Origin of the sequence: Bacillus sp. FSL E2-0195, assembly GCF_038003645.1 — a bacterium.
Taxonomy (GTDB): Bacteria; Bacillota; Bacilli; order Bacillales; family Bacillaceae_G; genus Bacillus_A; species Bacillus_A mycoides.
Genome location: NZ_JBBOPN010000001.1, coordinates 1,534,794 through 1,560,022, shown reverse-complemented (window position 1 = coordinate 1,560,022; position 25,229 = coordinate 1,534,794). Strand labels below are relative to the sequence as shown.

The 25,229-nt window shown below is 35.8% G+C and carries 17 protein-coding genes, 1 pseudogene and 1 riboswitch; of the genes and pseudogenes, 7 read left to right on the top strand and 11 right to left on the bottom strand.

Going from position 1 to position 25,229, the window contains the following annotated elements:
• Nucleotides 1-2: 2 nt before the first annotated feature.
• From MHH59_RS08055 to MHH59_RS08035, 5 genes are all read right to left on the bottom strand, one after another.
• On the bottom strand, nt 3-344 hold the full coding sequence (locus MHH59_RS08055) for a DUF485 domain-containing protein (RefSeq protein ID WP_002011894.1): 342 nt from the start codon (nt 342-344) through the stop codon (nt 3-5).
• A 236-nt stretch (nt 345-580) separates the two neighbouring features.
• On the bottom strand, nt 581-1,210 hold the full coding sequence (locus tag MHH59_RS08050) for a sterol desaturase family protein (RefSeq protein WP_002126527.1): 630 nt from the start codon (nt 1,208-1,210) through the stop codon (nt 581-583).
• Between the two features lie 82 nt (nt 1,211-1,292).
• Complete coding sequence (locus tag MHH59_RS08045; protein ID WP_078178006.1) at nt 1,293-1,586, bottom strand: cytoplasmic protein; 294 nt, start codon at nt 1,584-1,586, stop codon at nt 1,293-1,295.
• Between the two features lie 19 nt (nt 1,587-1,605).
• Entirely contained in the window at nt 1,606-2,238 is a 633-nt protein-coding gene (locus MHH59_RS08040) for a LysE family transporter (RefSeq protein ID WP_002030886.1), read from the bottom strand.
• 139 nt (nt 2,239-2,377) lie between these two features.
• Nucleotides 2,378-3,106: a YqcI/YcgG family protein gene (locus MHH59_RS08035; protein ID WP_002030884.1), complete on the bottom strand. Its 729-nt coding sequence runs from the start codon at nt 3,104-3,106 to the stop codon at nt 2,378-2,380.
• Nucleotides 3,107-3,366: 260 nt separating this feature from the next.
• Between MHH59_RS08035 and cspB the strand changes: the two genes are divergently transcribed.
• Nucleotides 3,367-3,564 carry a cold shock-like protein CspB gene (gene cspB, locus MHH59_RS08030; protein WP_002011904.1) on the top strand — a complete coding sequence of 66 codons (198 nt, stop codon included), beginning with the start codon at nt 3,367-3,369 and terminating at the stop codon, nt 3,562-3,564.
• A gap of 130 nt (nt 3,565-3,694) precedes the next feature.
• Entirely contained in the window at nt 3,695-3,943 is a 249-nt protein-coding gene (locus MHH59_RS08025) for a DUF2564 family protein (protein WP_002011905.1), read from the top strand.
• Nucleotides 3,944-3,976: 33 nt separating this feature from the next.
• Here MHH59_RS08025 and MHH59_RS08020 read toward each other — a convergent pair whose 3' ends face one another.
• The 3 genes from MHH59_RS08020 to MHH59_RS08010 form a co-directional block, all read right to left on the bottom strand.
• The gene (locus MHH59_RS08020; RefSeq protein WP_002011906.1) at nt 3,977-4,153 is read right to left on the bottom strand and encodes a zinc-finger domain-containing protein; all 177 of its coding nucleotides are present in this window, start codon (nt 4,151-4,153) and stop codon (nt 3,977-3,979) included.
• Nucleotides 4,154-4,165: 12 nt separating this feature from the next.
• A complete protein-coding gene (locus MHH59_RS08015; RefSeq protein WP_002126525.1) occupies nt 4,166-4,825 on the bottom strand; it encodes a ribonuclease H family protein in 660 nt (219 codons plus the stop codon).
• A gap of 124 nt (nt 4,826-4,949) precedes the next feature.
• Entirely contained in the window at nt 4,950-5,438 is a 489-nt protein-coding gene (locus MHH59_RS08010) for a QueT transporter family protein (RefSeq protein WP_002011909.1), read from the bottom strand.
• 6 nt (nt 5,439-5,444) lie between these two features.
• Nucleotides 5,445-5,489: riboswitch (PreQ1 riboswitch) on the bottom strand.
• Between the two features lie 131 nt (nt 5,490-5,620).
• Here MHH59_RS08010 and MHH59_RS08005 point away from each other — a divergent pair.
• The 3 genes from MHH59_RS08005 (at nt 5,621) to MHH59_RS07995 (ending at nt 7,869) form a co-directional block, all read left to right on the top strand.
• A complete protein-coding gene (locus tag MHH59_RS08005) occupies nt 5,621-6,493 on the top strand; it encodes an aldose 1-epimerase family protein (RefSeq protein WP_050000148.1) in 873 nt (290 codons plus the stop codon).
• Between the two features lie 70 nt (nt 6,494-6,563).
• The gene (locus MHH59_RS08000) at nt 6,564-6,950 is read left to right on the top strand and encodes a reverse transcriptase-like protein (RefSeq protein WP_002011911.1); all 387 of its coding nucleotides are present in this window, start codon (nt 6,564-6,566) and stop codon (nt 6,948-6,950) included.
• A gap of 13 nt (nt 6,951-6,963) precedes the next feature.
• Nucleotides 6,964-7,869: a DMT family transporter gene (locus tag MHH59_RS07995; protein ID WP_002126516.1), complete on the top strand. Its 906-nt coding sequence runs from the start codon at nt 6,964-6,966 to the stop codon at nt 7,867-7,869.
• Between the two features lie 2 nt (nt 7,870-7,871).
• On the opposite strand, the gene MHH59_RS07990 is transcribed toward MHH59_RS07995, so the two are convergent.
• Nucleotides 7,872-8,132: a DUF6123 family protein gene (locus MHH59_RS07990; RefSeq protein ID WP_001195213.1), complete on the bottom strand. Its 261-nt coding sequence runs from the start codon at nt 8,130-8,132 to the stop codon at nt 7,872-7,874.
• A gap of 182 nt (nt 8,133-8,314) precedes the next feature.
• On the opposite strand from MHH59_RS07990, the gene MHH59_RS07985 reads away from it, so the two are divergent.
• The gene (locus MHH59_RS07985; RefSeq protein ID WP_002186259.1) at nt 8,315-8,875 is read left to right on the top strand and encodes a cysteine hydrolase family protein; all 561 of its coding nucleotides are present in this window, start codon (nt 8,315-8,317) and stop codon (nt 8,873-8,875) included.
• 42 nt (nt 8,876-8,917) lie between these two features.
• Here the strand turns inward: MHH59_RS07985 and MHH59_RS07980 are convergent.
• Nucleotides 8,918-9,778 (bottom strand): annotated as a pseudogene (locus tag MHH59_RS07980) (GNAT family N-acetyltransferase).
• A 122-nt stretch (nt 9,779-9,900) separates the two neighbouring features.
• Here MHH59_RS07980 and MHH59_RS07975 point away from each other — a divergent pair.
• Nucleotides 9,901-24,933, top strand: a complete 15,033-nt coding sequence (locus tag MHH59_RS07975; protein ID WP_340851036.1) for a DUF11 domain-containing protein — start codon at nt 9,901-9,903, stop codon at nt 24,931-24,933.
• Nucleotides 24,934-25,000: 67 nt separating this feature from the next.
• Here MHH59_RS07975 and MHH59_RS07970 read toward each other — a convergent pair whose 3' ends face one another.
• Nucleotides 25,001-25,141, bottom strand: a complete 141-nt coding sequence (locus MHH59_RS07970; RefSeq protein ID WP_001228051.1) for an FbpB family small basic protein — start codon at nt 25,139-25,141, stop codon at nt 25,001-25,003.
• Nucleotides 25,142-25,229: the final 88 nt, after the last annotated feature.

Below are 25,229 nucleotides of genomic sequence, written 5' to 3'. Positions count from 1 at the left end.
ATTCAGCCCCTCCCTTTTTGCATATCTTGCAGAATTTTTTGCGAAATTTCATCAAAGGATTCGGCTTTCTTGCTGTAAATCATACATAATGACCATGTCATAATAAATTGCGCAAAAGCAAATACCCATGCCCATGTCACATCACCAAATGCCGGTGTATTAAGCACCTTTGAATACGATGTTAAAATAGGTAGTGCTATAAAAAAACTTAAAAAGAAAATACTCATCGGAATGATAAACTTCTTTTTCGTATTTAATAACAATTGAAACTCTTCAGACTGAACAACTTCTGTATAATTCACCTCATTTTTTAACTTACGTGCTGACGTATCATCTCGTTTCATTCTCTGGTCCCCTCTCTTAACTTAAAATACAATTCACCTTGCATACATAAATACTAAATTTTATAAATATTCAGAAACTTATTTTCATTTTAGACAATCCATACATTCCTGCAAAGATTTTTCGATAGACATTTTTCGTCATTTTCTCCTAAATTTTCAATATACTTTTTTAACATAAAATTTGATTGATTCGATTAAACTTTTATTCCCATTAAAATAGAAGAAAGAAGTAGTGCTTATCGCACTACTTCTTTCTTTGTCTCCTTTTCTAAATTACGAGCTGTTTCACTTAATTCAACGTCTTTTCCATCTTTAAGTGTTCTAAATATAAAATCGAATACTGGATTTGAAACTCCGAACCAAAACTTTTCATTTTTATAATGGTGTAATATGTGCTGTTTTTTTAGCCATCTTCCAAACTTAGTGAAGGGACGAATCGGTTTATGTGCAATATAATGTTTCCATTCATAAACGAGGAGCATGATAATCATTCCGATTCCGAATGAAAGTGTAACAGTAACACTTTTTGTAATACCATACGTTATAAGTAAATATATAGTAAAGCTAGGTATACTAAACCATACAGGCAAAAATAAAAGTTTTAAATCATCTGGATATACGTGATGATCATAATGTAATCTTCTTAACATTTTTAATAAAAATGCGTTTTTAGGCGGCTTTAAATGGAATAAAAAACGGTGTGTCATATATTCGTTAAACGTATAAAAAACAATCCCAAACATACACGCTAACATACCAATCCATGTAAAAAATTGCATTTTTAAAATAATAATAAAAATTAATAGAACACTATACATAATAACAATATCATGTTGTAAAAAAAACTCTTTCACCACTCTCTTCATCTTACTTCCCCCTTTTCCACAAAAACAGCCGCAACATATCGTTACGACCATTTTTTTCTATTTCATTCTTATTCTATTCACTTTACAAATTTGCCTGCTGTTCTATTGTAGAGAAAAAAGTGTTCGGACCAAATATATTTTGCTTCGGAATAATGTGTTCTACTGCAAACACTGTTACTTCACCCCTTTGTACTTCTCCAATAATAAGCCCAAATACTTCATGATTTACCGCAAACGTTGGTTGTTTCGTTTGCAGCAACCTTGCTGCATTTTTAAAGACCGCTTCATATAGTGGATTTCTATCAGTAAGTTCTTTTCGGATTTTTGGTGCTAAAGTGATGATAATTTCTTTTCCGTCAATAGTGGTTCGATACATAAAAATCTCCCCTTCAATCTTATATGAACAACTGTAAAGCTTTGTATGCAAAATGGATAGAATATCCTACTAAAATAATACCTGCTCCGGCTGTAATATAGCCAAGTGCTTTTTTCTTTAATAAAGTTCTTCCAAAATGTACAGAAAAAGCAATATTTAAATTCCACAAAATAATACCAACAATAATACAAAGACTGTACAAAAAAGCTTCTTGTTTCGTTACCTTTGTAAGCAACGAGCTAAGTGTACTTCCATATATACCAAACCAAAAAACGAGATTTAATGGATTGGATATCGCAATTAGAAATCCTGCCATAAAAGATTGTTTAAGTCCACCTATCTCTTCTTGTTTATATTCCATATTAGAGTGAGAAATTCCTTGTTTTACACTTTGAAACCCTAAATAAAACAACAAGAAAAAACCAGCGCAATACATAAAAGCTTGTACATATGTATACATAAACACAGAAGATAAACCAAAATAAATAAGCAGCATAAACAAAATATCAGCAGTCATTCCTCCGATTCCAACAATCCACGCATGCCAAAATCCACGTTCAATTCCTCGTTTTAACATTTCAATATTAATCGGACCTACAGGTGCAGCTAATGAAATACCTAATACTATTTGTTGTATAATTGCTCCAAACATCACTCTATCCTTTCTACTTCTTTTACTATTAAGTAATGATGCAAATAAAGAAAATAGACTAGCTTTCATAAAAATTATTCACTAATACAATACCCTTTTTTATCCAAAATATGCAAAAGAGCCATCCAGTTGATGGCTCTTATTTCTCTACCCTATGATGAAAAGGACATTTACCTTTAATCGGCTCAATATCATCCCCTATGAAATATTGTTTCCATTCACGATGATTAGGATCGCCGTAGTGACTAATGTTAGGGTGCTTCGGCAACTGATCCCACTTTTCAACTCGTTCACGGACCATTTGTCTTGAATACGACCCTTTAGGACGATCTCCTTCTAATCCATCGAAAATAGTTCGTGGCTGGAATCCAATAACGAGAGAATTTCCTAAATGCCTAGTCTTTCGCTGTTTATAAGCTGGCGCATTCCCAAATGCAAATATTGGTTCACCACCAAATGAAAATTCCCATAAATGATGGTCTGGATTTTTCGGGATTTGCTTTGGCCATAATTGATTATCTTGTTCATGCAAATATTGTAGTACTTTCCAAAAATAATCTCGATAATATTCGATTGATTTTTCTTCACATTCCGGTTCCACAAAAAGAAAAAATCCTCTTCTTACAATCGGCCGCTCTTTCATTAGCTCCAAAAAAGTTAACATTGTATTGGGCAAATGACTCCAATCATTATGAGAGAGAAATGAATAACGAAGTTCATTCTTCTTCAAAGCTGTTAAACCGAAATAACACGGGAAGGTTGGTTCTAACACGACACTCGAAAAATCATGAAATTCTTTTGCAACCCAATTTGGTATGTCGACTCTATTTTTCATCCCTTCATTATCTAATAAATAAGACTCATCCATTCTTTCACCTCATTATGTACAGCATTCACTTAAGAATATTACATACTCGGCTTGTCCTATACCTTTTTAAAAACTCAAGAAAAAATTAATTCAAAATACAAAATTTTTAAAACGCTTACTTGACTAAATTCTACCAATTCATGTATATTTAAATTAATCATTTAGCAGAATATTCGAGAATATAGCATTTTTTATTTTTATTATTTTTTAATGAATTTCACTAAATGAAAAAAGGAATCGTTTTTAGGAGGAATTGTGACATGCAAGGAAAAGTAAAATGGTTTAACAATGAAAAAGGTTTTGGATTTATCGAAATGGAAGGCTCTGAAGATGTATTCGTACATTTCTCTGCTATTCAAAGCGACGGCTACAAAGCTTTAGAGGAAGGTCAAGAAGTATCTTTCGACATTACTGAAGGAAACCGTGGACCTCAAGCTGCTAACGTGGCAAAACTTTAATCCCACATATGACAGGAGGTTACCTTACTTGGTAACCTCCTTTGTTATTCCTTTGTTATTCCTTTGTATATTTCCGTTTTCCAGAGCAAAAACTATGTGAAATGCGCAAAATACAAAGGAGGCAATAACAATGGGGTCACATGTAAATGATTTTGAAGAAGTAAAATTCCGTGTAGAAACTGCACAAAAAATGGTAGGTTCTGCAACAATTTCAATGGATCCAGACACATTAGAGCATGCCACTACTGCAGTAGAATCGGCTCGTTCTCAGCTTGAAATCATGAAATCCGTTGCAACGGATTTAGATGAGCCATTTCTAATGAATGAAGAAAAAAAATTAAGTAAATGCGAGCATCAATTACATGAAGCGAAGCACTAAAAAACATCCAGAGAAAATTCTCTGGATGTTTTTTTATGACAATTGCTCCCCATACTTTTTCAACTTCTCTCCAACCGTACATTGCCGTATACAAAAAGAATGGGCATAGTATTTACTATGATTTTTCCGATTATGTTCCTGCAGGAAACACCCTCCGCAATACGTTTCTAATAAGTCATTTACCTCTGTAATGAGTTGCTTCTTCTTCACGTGTGCACCTCTCTATTCGGTTATTTCTTTATGACTATCAATTGTCGTCCCTTCTAATGCTTGCGCTGCTAATTGATGTGCCTCTTTATTTTGTTTTCTAGATATCGGTTCACAAATAAGTTTTAATTTCATTTGCTTCGCTTTTTGTTCAATTTGATCTAAGTAATGATTTAAATGTTCATCATAGCAAGGCCATTCACCAGCTAATTGCTGCAGTACAACTTGAGAATCTCCACGAAGTGTAACTGCTTCATATTTAATTCCTAATTCCTCGAGTGTATTCATCCCGTATAATAATGCTGCATACTCCGCTTCGTTATTATCATATATGCCTTCTATGTATGCATTGCGACGAATTCGGTAATTTGTATTTCCTTTTTTATAGTATACACATATACCAACCCCAGCTTCTTTCGTCTGTACATCATAACCACCATCAAAATAAACTTGAATTTCTTGCGGATCTTCCTCCACTTGCTTACTCAGTTTTTTCATTTCTTTTAATGACCATTCCGCGTCCATTTCATCGAAAAATAAAAGTTCTTTCACCCTACCTGTTTTCTCAAAATCCTCCGCAAATTGAAGCACTTCTTCTATGTTCATATAATCTGTTGTTAATTCAGTTTGTAAACCACGCTTCGTTTTATACAACCAATGTATTTTATATTTCATACTAGATTCCCCTTTTATAAGACTTCTTATATTTATTTTATTATATTTTATCAAGAGTCACAGTATTATATACAATTTAATCACATACAAAAAGAGCCATCCTAAGTAAGGACAGCTCTTTCATCTATTGCATAAATCTTTCAAATTGCACTCGCTTATTAATCCAGTACATTACAGGCATACCAATTGCCATTACAACAAATTCACCAACTGCACAAGTTAGCCATGTCAATAAAAATGGCAGATCAAACGCAAGATGAAGTTCAATTGCAATCATAAACATTGTGACTGTAAAAATAACTGTATTAAAAATCATACGAGCCCAAACACCTTTAATGAAGCGCATAGAAATAATAGTTGCAAGTAATGCAAGAATGGATTGCCCTACTCCAAATACTAAATCATAAGCGATCATAGGTGAGAAAAAGAGATTCGTTAAAAATACCCCTAATACAATCCCGTAAATTGCTTTCTTATTGAATACAACGAGATGATTAAACATCTCTGAAATACGAAACTGTACACTGGTAAAGCCAAATGGCTGAATAAGCATAGAAACAGCAATATATAATGCCGCTAAAATACCATTACCGACTAATGTCCTTATATTCATGACAAAATCTCCTTAGTTTTTTTACGTGGGATGGTTTCGAACCACGTTATTCGTTTTTAAGCAACAAGATTATATTTTACGCAATAGGCACTCTTTCGTCAATAGATTCCTATCATTTACTACCTTTTTTCTTTTGGACAACGTATAATAAAACATATGAAAGATTTAGGAGGTTTCACTTCATGACAGCAACAATTCAAAATGAAAAAGTGATCGTTTCCATTTCTGACAAAGGTGCAGAATTACAAAGCGTTCGCTTAAAAGAAGATAACACTGAATACTTATGGCAAGGCGATTCTACTTATTGGGGGCGCCGCGCACCAATTTTATTCCCAATTGTCGGCCGATTAGTAGATAATACATACTACGTAGATGGTAAACCATATTCTTTAACACAACACGGCTTTGCTCGTGATCTTACATTCTCTGTAAAAGAACAAAGTGAAACGAATATTACTTATATTGTTACTAGTAATGAAGAAACATTAAAAAAATACCCATACGAATTCGAATTACTCGTTTCTTATGAGCTAGATGGACAAATCGTTCATGTAACATATAAAGTAAATAACCCTACTTCAAAAGAGATGTTTTTCTCAATCGGAGCACATCCTGGTTTCAACTTCCCCTTATTAGAGGGCGAATCATTTACAGATTATCATTTATCATTTAATGGTTCTGAACGCTTAGAAACAAGCGTATTAGAAGGACCTTATCTTTCAAGTAAAAAGCAATTAATCGCTGAAAATACGAATGAATTACCACTTACATACGATTTATTCAAAAATGATGCACTTATTTTTGAAAATATGAATACGGATGAAATCTCTATTCGTTCTCATAAACATAATAAATTTGTAAAAGTAGAATTTGACGGATTCCCATTTGTGGGTGTATGGACACCAGGCGAGAACGCACCTTTCTTATGTATTGAACCTTGGTACGGGATTGCTGATGAAGTAAATCCGGCAAAAGATTTCAAGGAAAAAAAAGGAATTCAATCTTTACAAACGAATGAAACATTTACATGTCGTTATAGTATTACAATCGGCTAAGTCACTCTATCCCCTACTTCAAAGAAACATATAAGTAGGGGATCATCTTATAATTTGGAGGTTTCTCATTTTGATTGAAGTATATATTGATGGTGCATCAAAAGGAAATCCTGGTCCTTCTGGTGCAGGAGTGTTTATTAAAGGGGTGCAACCAGCTGTACAGTTATCATTGCCCCTTGGGACAATGTCCAATCATGAAGCAGAATACCACGCTTTACTTGCGGCATTAAAATATTGCACGGAGCATAATTATAACATTGTCTCTTTTCGTACCGATTCGCAGCTTGTCGAGCGAGCTGTCGAAAAAGAATACGCAAAAAATAAAATATTTGCACCACTATTAGAGGAAGCACTGCAGTACATAAAAAGTTTCGATCTCTTTTTTATTAAGTGGATTCCAAGTAGTCAAAATAAAGTTGCTGATGAATTAGCTAGAAAAGCTATCTTACAAAATTAACGGGGGTATGAGTGTGAAAAAAGATTGGGTTGCTCCTCTTGCTTTATTATTTGTCTCTTTTATTTGGGGAGCTACGTTTGTTGTCGTTCAAAATGCTATGTCTTTCGTTGGTCCATTTACTTTTAATGGTATTCGCTTTTTATTCGCTGGAATTATTTTATTATTCGTTCAAATGATTTTCTCAAAAAGAGCTTCAAAACAAGATATAAAACAGAGTAGCTTCGCTGGATTAATTGTTGGATTCTTTTTATGTATTGGCTATGTATTACAAACATTCGGCTTACTTTATACAACTTCTTCAAAAGCTGGTTTCTTAACAGGGCTTAGTATCGTTATGGTACCAATTTTGTCTTTTATCTTTTTAAAACAAAAAGCTACCATTTTTATCGTAATGGGCATTGCTGTAGCAACAGCAGGTTTATACTTATTAACGGCTGGTGATTCTTTTCAATTAAACATTGGAGATATACTCGTTCTCGGTTGTGCAGTTGCTTTTGCTGCCCATATTCTTGTTAACGGTTTCTTTTCTAAGAAAATATCACCTTTATTACTAAGCACCTCTCAAGTATTAGCTGTCGGTATATTTTCTTCTATTTGCGCTTTTTTGTTTGAAGATTGGGAAAAATTATTTTCAGTTTCACTATGGACGAATCAATCCTTTTTATTCGCTCTATTTCTAACTTCCCTATTTGCGACATCCATTGCTTTTTTCATTCAAACATCGGCACAAAAACATACTTCTCCAACAAGAGTAGCAATTATTTTTGCAATGGAGCCCGTTTTTGCTGCATTAACAGGCGTTCTAGTTGCAAACGAACAACTTTCTATTTCTGCCATTATCGGTTGTTTATGTATTTTCCTAGGCATGGTTTTTGTTGAACTACCTTCTAAAACGAAAAAAGAAGCGCGGGCTGCGTGAAGTTATGCTTGTAACTTCCGCATAAAAGCCTTAGCGCTTTTTTTATCTGTAATTTCTTCTTCTTTCAAGCGTTCTAATAACGCAACAAAATAACTGCCATCAAACTGTAATTGATGTTTAATCGTCGCTTCTATTGCTACGTTCACAATCCCATCAGATGCACCAGTATATCCTTGTCCGAACATAATAAATCCTTGTGCTTCCTCTGATAATTTAAATCCTTTCGTATGTAAGAATGAAAGATAATCTTCTACTGTTTGCATGATATTCCCACCTACTCAAAAATTCTCCACTTCCTATCATACATGTTTTTATACTCTATGAGAATGAAATTTATTTGACAACTTTGTAAATCTATCGTCTACTTCTTAGAAAAAAGAGGAGTTCCTTACAATACAAAAGAATATGTAAAGTGGAATTTATTTTATATTAAAGGGGATATCGAATGAAACAAGCACTATTAATTATCGATGCTCAGCAAGAATTAATGGATGGAAATGAACAAGAAAATGAAGTTTTTCGTAAAACCGAGCTATTATCTACACTAAATACAGCCGTACAGAAAGCAATAGATTCAAATGCCCTTATTGTTTTCGTAAGAGATATCGATGTTGCTTCTGGTAGCGGAGAAGGATTTGAAGTACATAATCAAATTAAAGTACCTCAGTCTGCAATCCTTATTAATAAAGCAGCAACAAACGCATTCTATGGCACTTCTTTACTTGAACTTTTAAAAGAAGAGAAGATTAGCCATATCGTTATCGGTGGATGTAAAACAGAACATTGCATCGATACCGCCGTTAGAACAGCAACTGTACAAGGATTTGACGTTACATTAATTAAAAATGGTCATTCCACAACTGATTCTAACGTGTTATCTGCAGAGCAAATTATTGGTCATCATAATAAAACTCTACATGGACATTATAACGTTGATCATTTTTCAATGGTTAGAGATGTCGAGGAAGACCTTTTTCAACCTATTCATGATCAATATCGCGATTAATTTGGCTATAAAAAAGAATCCTTTTCACAAAAGGATTCTTTTTTATCCAAAAATTTGCGCTGCAATACTGTATAGTTCTCCATTTCTTTTCAAAATTTGATCACTATTTTTTATCATAATTGGTGGGGTATTAACCTTTTGAAAACCAGTAATCTCTAATTCTTTCATGAAACCTTTCTTTCCTTCTGGTACATCAATTCTTAATTTACCATGATGCTCTCTTGCTAAATAATGTACCATTCTCATTGCCATCGCATCATTTTTAGCAACGACCGGCCCTATTATTTTATTTTCTGGCGTTTGTATACTTAAACCGTAACCTAATACATTTTGTTGTGCATCCTTTGTAACAATACATTGTTCACTTTGAATAATTCGATACTTTAAAAACTCTTCTCTATTTGTTCCAAATGCATCTTTATCTATTTGTATTATTTCTTCTAAATCACGTTCTTCATAATTCACAATATACTCTTCATTTCCTACACAATGGTAATTCGCATTGTACGAGTTACATATTTATTTAGAAACATAACTAACAGCCCTGAATCCTAGTTTTTCATATAAAATTTTCCCCTCATCCGTGGCAATAAGCATAATGGGGGTTTGAGTTAATACGCTTTTAACACATAAATCCGTTATTATCTTTCCAATCCCTCTTCCTTTATAATCTGGATGTACAATTACCATTCCAATTGAGGCTAATGTCTCCCCGTATAGTATAATTGCTGCGCTAGCAATAAGCTCTTCTCTCTCATTTACTACACCATATACTATACCCGTATTCAAAATCATCTCAATTTCCTCTCTGTTGTAATCCCAGCCAATATGAGAAGATAATGCTACAATATCCTCTATTTTCCCTTTCCTAAGACGCTCCACCCTAATCTCCACTTCAATCATTCCCCATCTCCTTCTTTAGACGTTTGAACCATTCTGCATGAATCAACTTGTACATGTTTCCCTTTATCACTCACACACATATCCTATTTTGACCAAGACTATATTGTAAATGAGGTGACAACATGCCCATTACGAATCGATTTTCTACCACCACTAACGGCGCACTCGCTATTACAGGAAACACACTAGGTTTAAGTAAAATTAGCAATCTAAACCGTGCTGGTACAATCGGTGCAATTGGTGCATTCGTAACTACGAATACCGCTTTACAAGTAACTACTTTTCCTGCAGGTACAACGTTAAACTATACACAAAATAGTTCTACCGCTATTTTGAATATCCCTGCTGGTAGTACTATTCTTTACGCAGAACTCGTTTGGGGTGGAAACTATTTATCTCGGGATCAAAACATTACGAGTGTATTAGGAAACCCCGTTTCTTTTACAACACCTGTGTCAACATACTCAATTACCCCTTCGGCTGTTACAGCTTCAAATCAAACATTCGTTTCTGGATCTGTCACATTTGGATTTTACACACGATCAGCGGATGTAACGTCACTCGTTCAAGCTGCTGGATCTGGATCTTATACAACAGGTTCTGTTCCTGGACTTGTAGATCCTTTAGACGCTTCTAATGGAGCCATTAATTCTGCAGGATGGACGCTTATTGTCGCTTATCAAAACGGTTCCTTACCCGCAAGAAATTTAACAATTTACGTAGCTGGTAACCGCGTTTCTGTAGAAACCGGTAGTGCAGATGTATCTGTCTCAGGGTTTTTAACACCTGCCGGGGGACCTGTAAGCGGGAGATTATTTTTAAGTTCTACTGAAGGGGATGCTGATTTAACTGGGGATCAAGCTTTATTTGGACCAAATTTCAGTTCATTAAATGCATTATCTGGGCCAAATAATGCTGTTAATAATTTCTTCGGTTCTCAAATTAATAATGCTGCAGGGAACTTAGATACAACTGGTACATTTGGAACGCGAAACCAGAGTGCCTCTACAAGTACAAATATCTCCGCTGGAAGACAAGGATGGGACATTACTTCCATTGATATTTCTCCTTATTTAACAAATTCCCAAGTATCTGCCTCAATTCGTTTAACTACTAACGGGGATGCATATATGTTAAATACAGTCGGTTTACAAATCAATATAAACTCACCTAATATACAAGCAACTAAAAGCGTGAATAAAAGTGTCGCTACAATTGGAGATATTCTAACCTATACAGTTACTGTTCCTAACACCGGGCTTCTTCCTGCAAATAACGTTACTTTTACAGATGTTCTCCCTAACGGTACTTCCTTTATACCTGGAAGCGTAACGATAGATAACGTACCACAAACAAACGCAAATCCGGTCGCCGGTATATCTCTGGGGACAATTAATAATGGCTCTTCTCGTACAGTAGCTTTCCAAGCGACTGTCGTTTCTCTTCCAAGTCAAAATCCTATCTCTAACACTGCGAATATTACATTTCAATATACACCGATTGCCGGAGGAACGACTTTTAACGGTCTTGCAACAAGTAACTCTGCAGGAACACAAATTAACCTCGCAGATATTAATGGCACAAAATCAGTTAACAAACTTTTTACCGATATTGGTGAAACATTAACTTACAGTATTGCCTTAGCTAATATAGGAAATATCGCTGCAACTAATGTTATATATACAGATCCGATTCCTAGCGGGACTACTTTCATTCCAGGGAGTGTAACTGTTAACGGAGTTACTCAAGCTGGAGCAAATCCCGCTAATGGTATATCAATTGGATCTATTGCTGCAAATTCTACTACTACTATTTCCTTTCAAGTATTCGTTCCTTCTATCCCCCAAACAAATCCAATATTAAATAGTGGTACAACAACATATCAATACATTCCTGTACCAAATCAGCCGGCAGTAAGTGGAACTGATACGACAAATATTGTCTCCACTCAAGTGAATAATGCTACTGTAACAATGACGAAAGCAGTAGATAAAAACTATGCAGATATTGGCGATACCCTGACTTACACTGTTGCCTTTACAGGTACAGGTAATACGAATGCGAACAATGTTATTTTTACAGATGTCATTCCTACAGGAACAACTTTTGTCCTAAACAGTTTAACAATAGATGGCTCGACACAAGTTGGCGCTAATCCCGCTAATGGTGTGAACATAGGATCCATCCCAACTGGCACAACCAAAAGTGTTTCATTTCAAGTAGTAGTAAACACAATACCCGCGTCAAATGCCATATCTAACAGATCAAGCGCTTCTTATCAGTACACCGTTAACCCTAGCCAATCACCCATTATGAAAAACATTTCTTCTAACGTCGTTACTACTCAAATTAACAATGCGAATTTAACATTAACAAAGTCTACAAATAAACAATTTGCCACAATTGGCGAAACGATAAGTTATACAATCCTTATTACAAACAGTGGAAATACGGCCGCCAATAACGTTCAACTAACAGATCCACTTCCAAATGGAACGATATTAACATTAGGTTCTGTAACGCTCAACGGAGTTTTGCAAAATGTAGATTCTCTCGTTGCTTTACCTATCGGCACAATTCCTGGTGGAGCTACTTTCACCTTATCCTTCCAAGTAACAGTCATTAACATTACTGCACAAAATCCTATCATTAATAACGCTTTCTCCTCTTATATTTACACTGTAAATCCAAGCCTGCCACCAACTTCAAAAACAGCAAATTCTAATTCTGTTACATCAACAATTAGACTAGCCAATCTTCATGCTAATAAATCTGTAAGTCAAACGTTTGTGGAAGTTGGAGATGTATTAACTTACACCTTTGCTCTTACAAACGATGGAAATGTTACAGCGAACAATGTATTACTATCCGATTCCATTGCGAATGGCACTTCCTTTGTACCGAACAGTGTTATAGTTAACGGTGTTACTCAGCCGGGCGCAACACCAGCTAGCATCAATATTGGTAGCATCAATGCTAATACTACAATTACAGCTTCATTCCAAATATTAATAACTAGTATTCCAAATCCTAATCCTATTTTGAATAGCGCTTCCATCTCCTATAACTTTATCGTTGATCCAAACGCTTCTCCTGTAAGTACAAACACAACTACAAACACTACATTTATCCAAGTTAATGATGCAAATGTAATTTCGGCAAAATCAGTGGATCGAGAGTTCGCTACTGTTGGAGATATATTAACTTATACCGTTATTTTAACGAATGCAGGAAGCGTTTCTGCTGATAATCCTACTTTCATAGATATAAATCCAGATGGTACTACCTTTATTCCAAATACTTTTCTTATTAATGGCGTTTTGCAAAACAATGCAGATCCAAATATCGGTGTCCTGTTACCTTCTATTCCTGCTAGCGGATTAATTACCGTTTCTTATCAAGTAACTGTCACTGCTTTACCAGCCCAAAATCCAACAACTAATTCATCGAGTACACAGTATAGTTTCGTTCTAAATCCAGGTGATCCACCAATTATAGAAACATCTTTAAGTAATACTGTAAGTACACAAATTAATTTAGCAAATGTAGTTATTGTCAAAGAGGTAGATTTAACTATTGCCGATGTCGGGCAACCAATCACATATACAATTTCCTTAGCTAACCTTGGCAATACTACAGCAAACAATGTTGTTGTTACCGATATAATCCCTTCCGGCACCACTATCGTACCAAATAGTATTTTTATAGGTGGCGCTTTACAGCTAGGTGCAGACCCAAGTACCGGCCTTCAAGTCGGCTCCATTCCTGCAGGTGGTTTTACAACGATTGTTTTTCAAATAAGTGCAAATGGGCTACCTTCACCAAATCCAATTCAAAATAGCGCTTCACTTCAATATAACTTTATCGCTGATCCAAATTTACCTGTTGTTGTGAAAAACGCTACTAGTAATATAGTAACTACACAAATTAATACTGCTAATATTGTTGCTACAAAACTAACGAGTACAAATTTCGCTGATGTTGGTGATGTCATATTATATGCGACTATTTTAACAAATAACGGGAATATCCCTGCTTCTAATGTATCGTTTACAGATATCATTCCAGCGGGTACCCTGTTCATTCCTAATACTGTAACGATTAACAATGTCCCTATAGCAAATGCAAATCCTGCTAACGGTATTTTTATCGGTACGATAGGAGCGAATTCATCACGAACCGTTGCATTCCAGGTTCTTGTACCAACTATCCCTGCTGTAAATCCGATTACGAATCAATCAGGCACAACATTCCAATATACGTACGATCCATCCAAGCCAGCTGTAATGCAGATGGTGGCTTCTAACACGGTACAGACAACTATTAATAACGCCTCAATTGCCGCTACAAAATCTGCAGATAAACAGTTTGCTAACGTAAATGATATTATTACGTACACGACTACTTTAACAAATAACGGGAATACACTTGCATCAAATATAGTATTTACAGATGCCATTCCAAGTGGGACTTCATTTATTCCAAATAGTGTAACAGTAAATGGTACTACACTCCCTAATATAAATCCAGCAAATGGCGTAGCAATTGATCCAATAAACCCCAATACAAATACAACAATCTCATTTCAAGTAATAGTAAATTCCATCCCTAGTACAAATCCAATCCCGAACCAAAGTAATACAACGTACCAATATGTCGTAAATCCTAACTTACCTCCTGCATCTGCCAATGCGTTAAGTAACGTAATAACAACTCAAATTAATAACGCTACGATCGTCGCTACTAAATCAGTGAATACACCGACAGCTGCAATTGGAGATATCGTTACCTATACGATTGCAGTTACAAACACAGGTAATATCCCTGCTAGTGCAAATGTTTTAACGGATGGGCTTGGCGCAGGAGCTTCATTTATCCAAAACTCCGTAACTATCAATAATGTTCCACAACCAGGATTAGATCCATCACTTGGTATTCACTTAGCAGATATTCCACCAGGTAATACTGTATTTATTGCTTTTCAAGCACAAATTTTAGCGATACCGCCTAGTGGCACATTAACAAATAATGCCCTTGTAAATTATGAATATACAGTGAACCCAAACCAATCACCTGCTGTTGGTAGTACAATTACAAACACAACGGTTACTCCAATTATTGATGCTACTCTATCTATAAATAAAACTGTCAATTCAACATTCGCTACTATTGGAGATACACTTACTTTCACTTCTACCATTACTAATTCCGGTAACACTACCGCAAACAATGTTATTTTTACAGATTTAATTCCAGATGGTACAACGTTTATTCCAAATAGTTTTACAGTAAATGGAACAACCATTCCTAATGCAAATCCACAAAATGGTATCAATATCGGTAACATAAATTCAAATGCATCAGTTATACTCAGCTTTCAAGTAAACATTACAACGATTCCAAATCCTAATCCAATCCCTAATAAATCATCGCTTCAATATAATTTTATTGTAGATATTAATGAACCACCTGTTTCACGAACAGTTAAATCCAATAAAACTTTTACACAAGTAAATACTGCTTCCGTTATCGCAACAAAAACTGCGAGCAGTGCATTTGCTGCTGTTGGCGATACAATTACGTATACAACTACTCTCACTAATAACGGAAATACAACTGCAAACACACCTGTTTTTATCGATATATTACCACCTGAACTTTCATTCGTTCCTGATAGCGTACAAATTAATACCACCCCACAACTCGGATTTAGGCCAGATAACGGGGTTCCTTTAGACCCAATTCCAGTTGGAGGAACGACAACCATTAGTTTCCAAGCCATTGTCGGTTCAATACCAGCTTCAAACCCTACGATGAACCAATCTAGTACAACATACTCTATCATTATTGACCCTACCGAGCCGCCTGTTACAGAAACGGCTACTAGTAATCCGGTCTTAGTTCAAATAAATGAAGCAATCATTCAAGCAACGAAAAGTGTGGATCGTATCTTTTCTGACGTAGCACCTGGAAATTCATTTTTAACGTATACTGTTTTATTAGAAAATATAGGGAACACGACTGCTACTAATATCATTTTTACAGATCCGATTCCAAATAATACAGTATTTATAGAAGATAGCGTTCGAGTAGGTGGGGTTTTATTACCTGGAGTAAATCCAGCGAATGGGATACCAATTGGAGATATTATTGCAGGAGATTTTATAAACGTCACCTTCCGCGTGCAAGTAGTTAGTATTCCAAATCCAATTTTCACAATTGGGCCTGGGGGACCAAACTCACCGGTTGTAAACGGTGCTTCTATTAATTATCAATTTATGACAGGACCTAATTTACCACTCGTTTCACGAAGTACAACATCCAATTCTGTTTCGACACAAATAAATTCCGGGGAAATTGTAGCGGTTAAATCCGCGGATAAAAATTTCGCAACGATCGGCGATACAATTTCTTATACAATTACATTAAATAACCCTGGAAATGTCACTTCACAAAATATAATTTTCACGGATATTTTGCCTGATGGAACGACATTTATTTCCGGGACTCTTACAAGCGATTCTGGTACACAGCAAATTGGAAATCCAGCGAGTGGAATTCAGATTGGAAATATAAACCCCGGTAGCACGGCTACTATTACGATAAACGTACTTGTAACAAACATTCCAAGTATAAATCCAATCTCTAATTCTAGTTCTATACAATTTCAGCATATTGTTGATCCAAGTCAACCCGCTATAACACAAACCGTTTCATCTAATACCGTTACTACGACAATAAATAGTGCAATATTAACTACAACAAAAAGTGCTGATAAATCTATAGTGTCTGTTGGAGATACGATTACGTATACCACTACTATTACAAATACAGGGAATACAGCAGCAACGAATATAACATTCACAAGCGCTATTCCAGCTAGCACTACATTCATACCAAATTCAGTTACAGTAAATGGAGTTCAGCAACCTGGTGCGCAACCAGCACTTGGAGTAAATTTACCAAATATCGCACCCGGTGAAACAGTAACTGTTACTTTCCAAGTAAATGTTATTTCTATTCCCCCTTCAAGCTCGATTATGGATAATGACACAATTTTATATTCTTATACTGTTGATCCAAGCGGAGCTCCTATTACAACTTCTACTTCAACGAATATCGTTACAAATCCTGTACTAGATGCCATGATAACGATGGTAAAATCAGTCGATCAAACGCTTGTAACACTAGGTGATACCATTACCTATACGACCATTTTAAAGAATAGTGGTAATACAAATGCAACTAACATTACTTTCACTGACCTTATTCCAGATGGTACAACGTTTATTACTGATAGCATTACAATAGATGGCATCACACAAATTGGTCTTAATCCTAATACAGGTATAACGATTGGATCAATTGCTCCTAACAGCTCAATATCTATAGCATTTCAAGTTACCGCTACTTCCACCCCTGTTCAAAATCCCATTGCCAACTCCGCTACTGCTTCTTACACATTTATCGCTGATCCAAATGCACCAATTGTTTCAAGAAATGTTACTTCAAACACAGTGTTCACTACAATTAACACAGCTACCATTCTTTCATTAAAACAAGTCGATAAATCCTTTAGTCGTATTGGAGACACACTCACCTATACTGTTACTTTAACAAACAATGGAAACTCATCCGCACAAAATGTTATTTTCTCAGATACAATGCCGAGCGGAACTACATTTATTGCAAACTCATTTTCTATTAACGGGGTTTCTCAAAGTGGTGCGGACCCATCGAACGGTGTAAATATTGGGCCTATAACAGCTGGGTCTACAGTAACTGTTTCATTCCAAGTAAACGTGGCGTCATTACCAACCGAAAATCCAATTGTAAATTTCTCATCAACATCGTATCAATTAGTCTCACCGCCTGATGCAGAAACTTCAATTAGTAATCCTGTTTCAACACAAATTAGAGAAGCTATATTATCTATGACGAAAAATGAAAGTCTATCCTTTGCAGATGTTGGGCAAACTGCTTTTTACACTACTTCTATTGCCAATGTAGGCAATACGGATGCAACTAATATTGTATTCACAGATGTATTACCAAGTGGACTCACATTTATTCCTAACACATTAACTGTCGATGGCATTTTACAACCTAATGCGGATCCAAATACAGGTGTATTACTTGCAGCACTTCCACCAAATGAAATATATAGTATCGTCTTTCAAGTTACAGTGAACAGCATTCCACCTATTAATCCAGCACCGAATACAGCATCAACGACATATGAGTTTACTGTTGATCCAGGTAATCCGCCGGTATCGAATACAGCTAGCTCCAACACTACACTTCTTCAAATAAACAACGCAAATATTATTAGTACAAAAACAGCAAATCTTACTTTTGCGGATGTTGGTAATACAATAACATTTACACTTAACCTTCCTAATACAGGGAATGTGGCTGCAACTGATGTAACTATTATCGATATTCTTGATAGCAATTTAAGTTTCATTCCAAACAGTTTCACAGTTAATGGGCAAACCATTCCAAACGCTGATTTGTCTACTGGTGTAAACATAGGTTCAATTAATGGGGGTAATACGGCAATCGTTACATTCCAAGCAACTGTTACTACACTTCCAACACTTAATCCAATTTCTAATTTTGCTTCTACCACATATCATTATGTCGTTGATCCTAGCCAGTCACCTATTACAACTTCCAATCAATCGAATACAACGACAACCCAAATTAATAGCGCTATCCTTACTGCACAAAAAAATTCAAATGCGGAAACGGTAGATATCGGGCAAGATATCGTCTACTCCGTTACAATTACAAATAGCGGAAATGTTAGTGCAACGAATGTTATTTTTACCGACCTTATTCCAGCCGGAACTTCCTTTGAACCGAATAGTTTTACACTTAACGGAATTAGCATCCCAAATGCAAATATAATTACAGGTGTTCCAATTGGTGATATCGCGCCAAACCAATCTGTCATCGTAGCATTTCATATTAATGCCAATGAAATTCCGCCTATAAATCCAATTTCCAACCAAGCTAGCGTTAGCTTCCACCATATCGTTAATCCAGCAAATCCTCCAGTTTCAAAAAATATTACTTCTAACAGCGTTACAACAAAAATTGAAAGTGCTATTTTAAACACTATTAAAATAGGAGATAAAGCTTTTGCAACTATCGGTGATACGATTACGTATACAACTACTATTACGAACACAGGAAATATCTCTGCTAACAACGTTGTTTTCTCAGACCCTATACCGACATGGACACAATTTGTTGCAGGATCAGTCATTGTTGATGGCACTTCATTACCATCCGCTTCTATCATTGACGGTGTTGGCATAAATACAATAACTCCAAATCAAATCGTAACAATTATGTTCCAAGTGCAAATCGTAAGCAATCCAACAACGTTCACACCTGAACTCCAAAACTTAGGATTTGTTAACTTCCAATATAACGTAGGCAATTCATTACAAGCCCAGCCTGGCAATGTGGAAACGAACGTCTTCGTTACTTCTATTAATTCAGCAATACTTTCAGCTGTAAAAACTGCTAACACAGCCTTTGCAAATATCGGAGACACAATCACTTATACAGTTTTGATTCAAAACAGCGGCAATACAAACGCTACGAATTTAAATTTCTCAGATCTTATTCCAGCTGGAACGACCTTTGTTGAAAATAGTTTTTCTGTAAATGGAAGTATCATTCTAGGGGCAGATCCAAATAACGGGGTTAATATCGGAACCGTTAGTACGAACAGTTCCTTAACTGTTACTTTCCAAGTCATGGTTGCATCTACTCCACCTTCAAACCCAATTACAAACGTTGGATCTATTCAATTCACATTCATTGTTGACCCGGCAGCTCCTCCTGTTACAAGCACAATAAATTCTAATGGCGCTTCAACACAAATTAATAACGCTACCGTTACTACTGTTTTAGAAGCAAATCGATCAATCGTATCCATCGGAGATATAATTACGTATACAGCAACATTAACGAATACTGGAAATTTCCCTGCAAATTCTGTATTGCTCATAAACGGAGTTCCTGTAGGTGCAGTATTCGTTCCAAATAGCGTTACGTTAAATGGAATGTCACTTCCAAATGCAAGTCCAACTCTCGGTATTCCAGTTGGTATTATCGCACCAGGTGATTTTGCTACTATTACGTTCCAATTTCTTGCAAGTTCTATTCCACCGCAAGGGGCGATTATAAATCAAGCCATTACAAGTTACACGTATATTGTCGATCCAAGTCAACCTCCAGTTACAGCAACATCCTCATCTAATACGGTTAATACAGCTGTCGTTGATGCATCGTTATCCGTAATTAAAAATACAGATTCTCTCGTACAATCTACTAACGGTACAATCACTTACACAGTAGTCGTTCAAAATAACGGAAATACAACTGCAAATACAGTTAATTTAACAGATTTGGTCCCAGAAGGAACTACATTTATTCCTAATAGCGTGACCATTAATAGCGTTTCCGTTCCAGGTGCCGATCCAAACGTAGGGATACCATTAAACGCCATCGCGCCGTCAGAAATTGTCACCGTCACATTCCAAGTTATCGTTCAATCCATTCCAAGCGTGAATCCAATTTCTAATACAGCCCGTATTGACTATACTTTTATCGCCGATCCAACCTCTCCTATCATCTCTCGTACAATTACTTCTAATCCAGCATCCACACAAATTTCAGATGCGACTATCATTTCTTTAAAAGCAGTCAATGCACAACAAGCAACAACTAGCGATATTTTGACCTACACGATAACATTAGAAAATAACGGAAATATCTCAGCAACTAATCTCTCATTTTTAGATTCTACTCCAAATGGGACTACATTTGTAGAAAATAGTTTTACACTTAACGGAACAGCTATACCTGGTGCCAATCCAAACGTAGGTGTTACTTTGCCTAACCTTGCAGCAAACGCTACTCACCTTATTTCGTTTCAAATTCTTATTAATAATTCATTCTCGCAAGATTCTATTACAAATCAAGCCAATACAACATATACAATTCAACCAGATCCAAGCCAGCCGCCTATTACTGAAACATCTACAAGTAATATTGTCATTACAAATTTTGTGCAAGCACAATTGACAATTACAAAAACGTCCAATCCAATAACTGTAGATATTGGCGGAACTATACTTTATATTTCTGAAGTGAAAAATATCGGCAATGTTGACGCAATAAATATTATTTTTACAGATTCTATTCCAGCTGGGACTACATTCGTTCCCGATAGTGTCACAATTAACGGTGTCCTGCAGCCAGGTGTAAATCCAGAAAACGGAATACCACTTGGAACAATTCCAACAAACAGTTCCAAAACGATACTATTTCAAGTGCAAACAAACAATCCACCTACTGAAACCGAAATTGTAAATCAATCTTCTGCAAATTACCAATATGTAAGTATTCCTACAGCTCCACCGGTGAATCGCTCTGCAAATTCTAACATTGTTACAACATCACTTCAAAATGCAAATATTATTTCTGTTAAAAGCGCGGATGTAACTTTCGTATCAATTGGGCAAATTATTACCTATACAAATACACTACAAAATATAGGAACCATTCCAGCTAACAATACCGTGTTTATTGATAACATTCCAGAAGGTACTATATTCATTGAAGATAGCTTATCAATAAATAATGTGATTCAGCCTGGCGCGAATCCTGAAAACGGAGTAACTCTCAGCACGATACAACCAAATGAAACAGTCACTATTTCATTCCAAGTACAACTTACAAATATACCGTCCGGCAATACAGTCATTAATATTTCAGACACTTCGTACGAATACCAAATTGACCCTAGCTCTCCGATTATTCAGCGTAGATCGTTATCAAATGCAGTAAACACGGAAGTGCGGACGGCAAATGTTAGTGCAATTAAATCCGCCAATAGATCCATTACACGCATCGGTCAAATCATCACATATACAGTCGCCGTTACAAACGCTGGTACAGTACCTATTACAAATACTCTCCTAATTGACGCAATTGCTGCTGGCACCACATTCGTTCCAAATAGCATCCTTGTAGATGGCATACCAAGACCTAACGAAAATCCAATTACCGGTATCAATCTTGGTATTATCCTTCCAAATAATACGATTATTGTTACGTTCCAAGTAAATGTAGTCTCTATACCTTCTCAAAATAACATTAATAATATCGCCGTCATTCACTATGAGTATCAACCAGACCCAAGCTTACCACCAATTTCAGAAACGACCTCTTCCAATACTACAAATATACAATTTATTGATGCTATTCTTATCGCTACAAAATCCTCTAATAAAGTATTAGCTAACATTGATGAAACCATTGAATATACAGTATTCATTCAAAATAATGGATCGACTACAACTAACTCCATCTTTTTTACAGATACTATCGAGGATGGAACTGTATTTATTCCTGGAAGTGTAATAGTTAACAATACTATAATTCCTGCAGCAGATCCGAATATCGGCTTTTCCATTCCTAATATCGCGTCAGGTCAATCGACAACAATAACATTCCAAGTTTCCGTTACGAATTTACCTGCTGTAAATCCAACACCTAATACTGCAAACATCGTCTACGACTTTATTTTCAATCCTGACTTTGCACCAATTCAAAAATCTACTACTTCCAATACTACTTTCGTTCAAATTAATGACGCTGATATCGTTTCACTGAAAACTGTTGATTTAACTTCTGTAACGATTGGTGACATTTTAACTTATACAACAACTTTAACGAATGCAGGGAATACGGATGCTACTGCGGTTGTATTTACAGACAATATTCCTGATGGAACAACCTTTATAAACGGTAGCGTTTTAGTAAATAATACTCCTCAGCTTAACGCCAATCCAAGTGCCGGTATACTTGTAGGAAAGATTGCTCCTAACATTTCTATCCCAGTCACGTTTTCCGTTACTGTGTTAGCTCTTCCAGCTAGCGGTCGTATTCAAAATCAATCCACTTCTCGTTATACAATTAATGGTGAAGAACAAATATCGACTAGTAATATTACCTTCACTGAAGTTATTTCTGCTAATGTAATTGCAACAAAAACAACGCCTATCCAATACGCTGACCTACAAACTATCATCCCTTACACAATTTCCATCACAAACAATGGGAATATACAAGTAGAAAACATTATCGTTACTGATATCATTCCAGCAAATACGAGCTTTATAGAGAATAGTGTTATTGTGAATGGCAACGCTCGGCCAAATGACAATCCACTTAGCGGTATACCAATTGATAACATTCCGCCTAATACGACAGCAACTATTCTATTCCAAGTCCGGGTTACTTCCATTCCGCAAACAAATCCAATCTCTAACACGAGTACAATTGAATATGAATACACGGTACCAGATAGGCCACCTATTACCGAAACTATTATTTCATCAGCTGCCGTAACAGAAATTCATCACGCGAATTTAAATAGCAATAAAACTGTTGACCTTGCATTTGCAACGGTCGGTGATACGTTAACGTATACGATTACACTAAATCAAACTGGTAATGTTTCAGCAGATGATGTAGTCATTCAAGATATTATTCCTCAAGGTACTACGTTTATAGAAAATAGTGTCATTGTAAACGGAGAAACTGTTCCGGGAGTTAATCCAGTAAGTGGCATACCAATTGGTACTATAATTGTAGGTGGAGATGCCATCGCTTCATTCCAAGTAACTGTAACTTCTATTCCAACACCAAATGAACTCAACAACAAAGCAATTACTACTTTTAACTATATAGTCAATCCAAATAACTTACCTGTTACAAATACGACTACAACAAATACTGTCACAACAACTGTCCAAAATGATAATGTCGTTGCCATAAAATCTGTTAATGCCACGAATGCATTACCTAGTCAAACTTTAACGTATACAATTACAATTACTAATAGCGGTAATGTAACGATTGAAGACCTTCTTGCCATAGACACCGTACCAGTAGATACAATTTTCATTACTGGCAGTGTTACGATTAACGGGATCAATCAGCCTAATGCGAATCCTGAAAATGGTATTCCATTAGGAAACCTTGCTCCTAATGAATCTGTTGTCATTACGTTCCAAGTAACAATATCTTCTTCGACTCTTCAAACTGCTATCAATAACGACGCTTCTGTTTCCTATACTGTTACCATTGATCCGAATGAACCACCTATTACAATTACAAAGCAAACAAATACCGTTACAACAACGATCGTTGATCCAATGGTGCGCATTGAGAAAAATGCTGACAAATCTTCTGTCGTTATAGGGGATATTATTACATTCACACTAGACGTATTTAATCATTCCCCAATTCCTACAGTAAGTACTTCCGTTTTAGATATGATTCCAGCTGGTACAACATTTATAGAAAACAGTGTAACAATTAACGGTACTCCGGTTCCAAATATTCGACCAGACACTGGTATTAACATTGGTTCCTTATCGGCAGATGGAGTAGCAACTATAACATTTAAAGTTCTCGTAACTTCTATCCCTTCAAACAGTACAATTATCAATTCCGCAACAGTTACAGCTGCTTTCCAATTGACACCACAGGATCCAATTATTATTTTCATTGTCAATTCGAATATTGTTCGTATACCAGTTCAATTTATAACGGCAGCAGTGATAAAAAATGCTTCCGTCAGCTCTGCTTATTTAAACCAATATTTTGATTATACAGTGCGTATTACGAATACTTCCGAGATTTCACTTTCAAATATTTCATTACAAGACACCATTCCAGCAGGTTTACAATTTATGAACGGTACGGTCTTCATTAATGGGGAACGCTCTCCACTAGCGAATCCGAATATCGGTTTCCTAGTCGCTACTAATTTGGAACCGAACGAAACAATTATCGTGTTATTCACAGTACAAGTGATAAGTCCCCCTATTAATAATGAATTTAAAAACACGGCAAACGTTTCTTTACAACTTCAAGTCTCTCCTACCGATCCACCAATCACAGTAACCATTACAAGTAACGAAAATATCGTCACCTTCATTCCAGAAAATCCAGATGAAACACTTCCAAATTTAAATTGTTTCTTTGACGGTGAACGTTTCATACGCATTACTCCTCGAAATATACGAAATTACTTTTGGACTTGGATTTGGTGGCGTTAATCAAAAAAGAAAAAGCTTGTAGTTCGGATAATATCCAAACTACAAGCTTTTTTCATAAACAAAATTATCAATTACTAGCAGCACTATATGCTACATGTCGTTTCTCAATCCGTTCTTCAATTTCTTTCATATTCTCTTTATTAGTTAGTAGGGATTGTTTATTTTCTATTAATAATTGTTTAAAGGATTTTCTCACTTTTTTTCGCATGTTTATTTTCCTCCTTGGGGGATGGTTTATATAAAAGATAACTTGAAACTTTAATCAATGAGAGGATTTACCCTCACTAATTATTAGC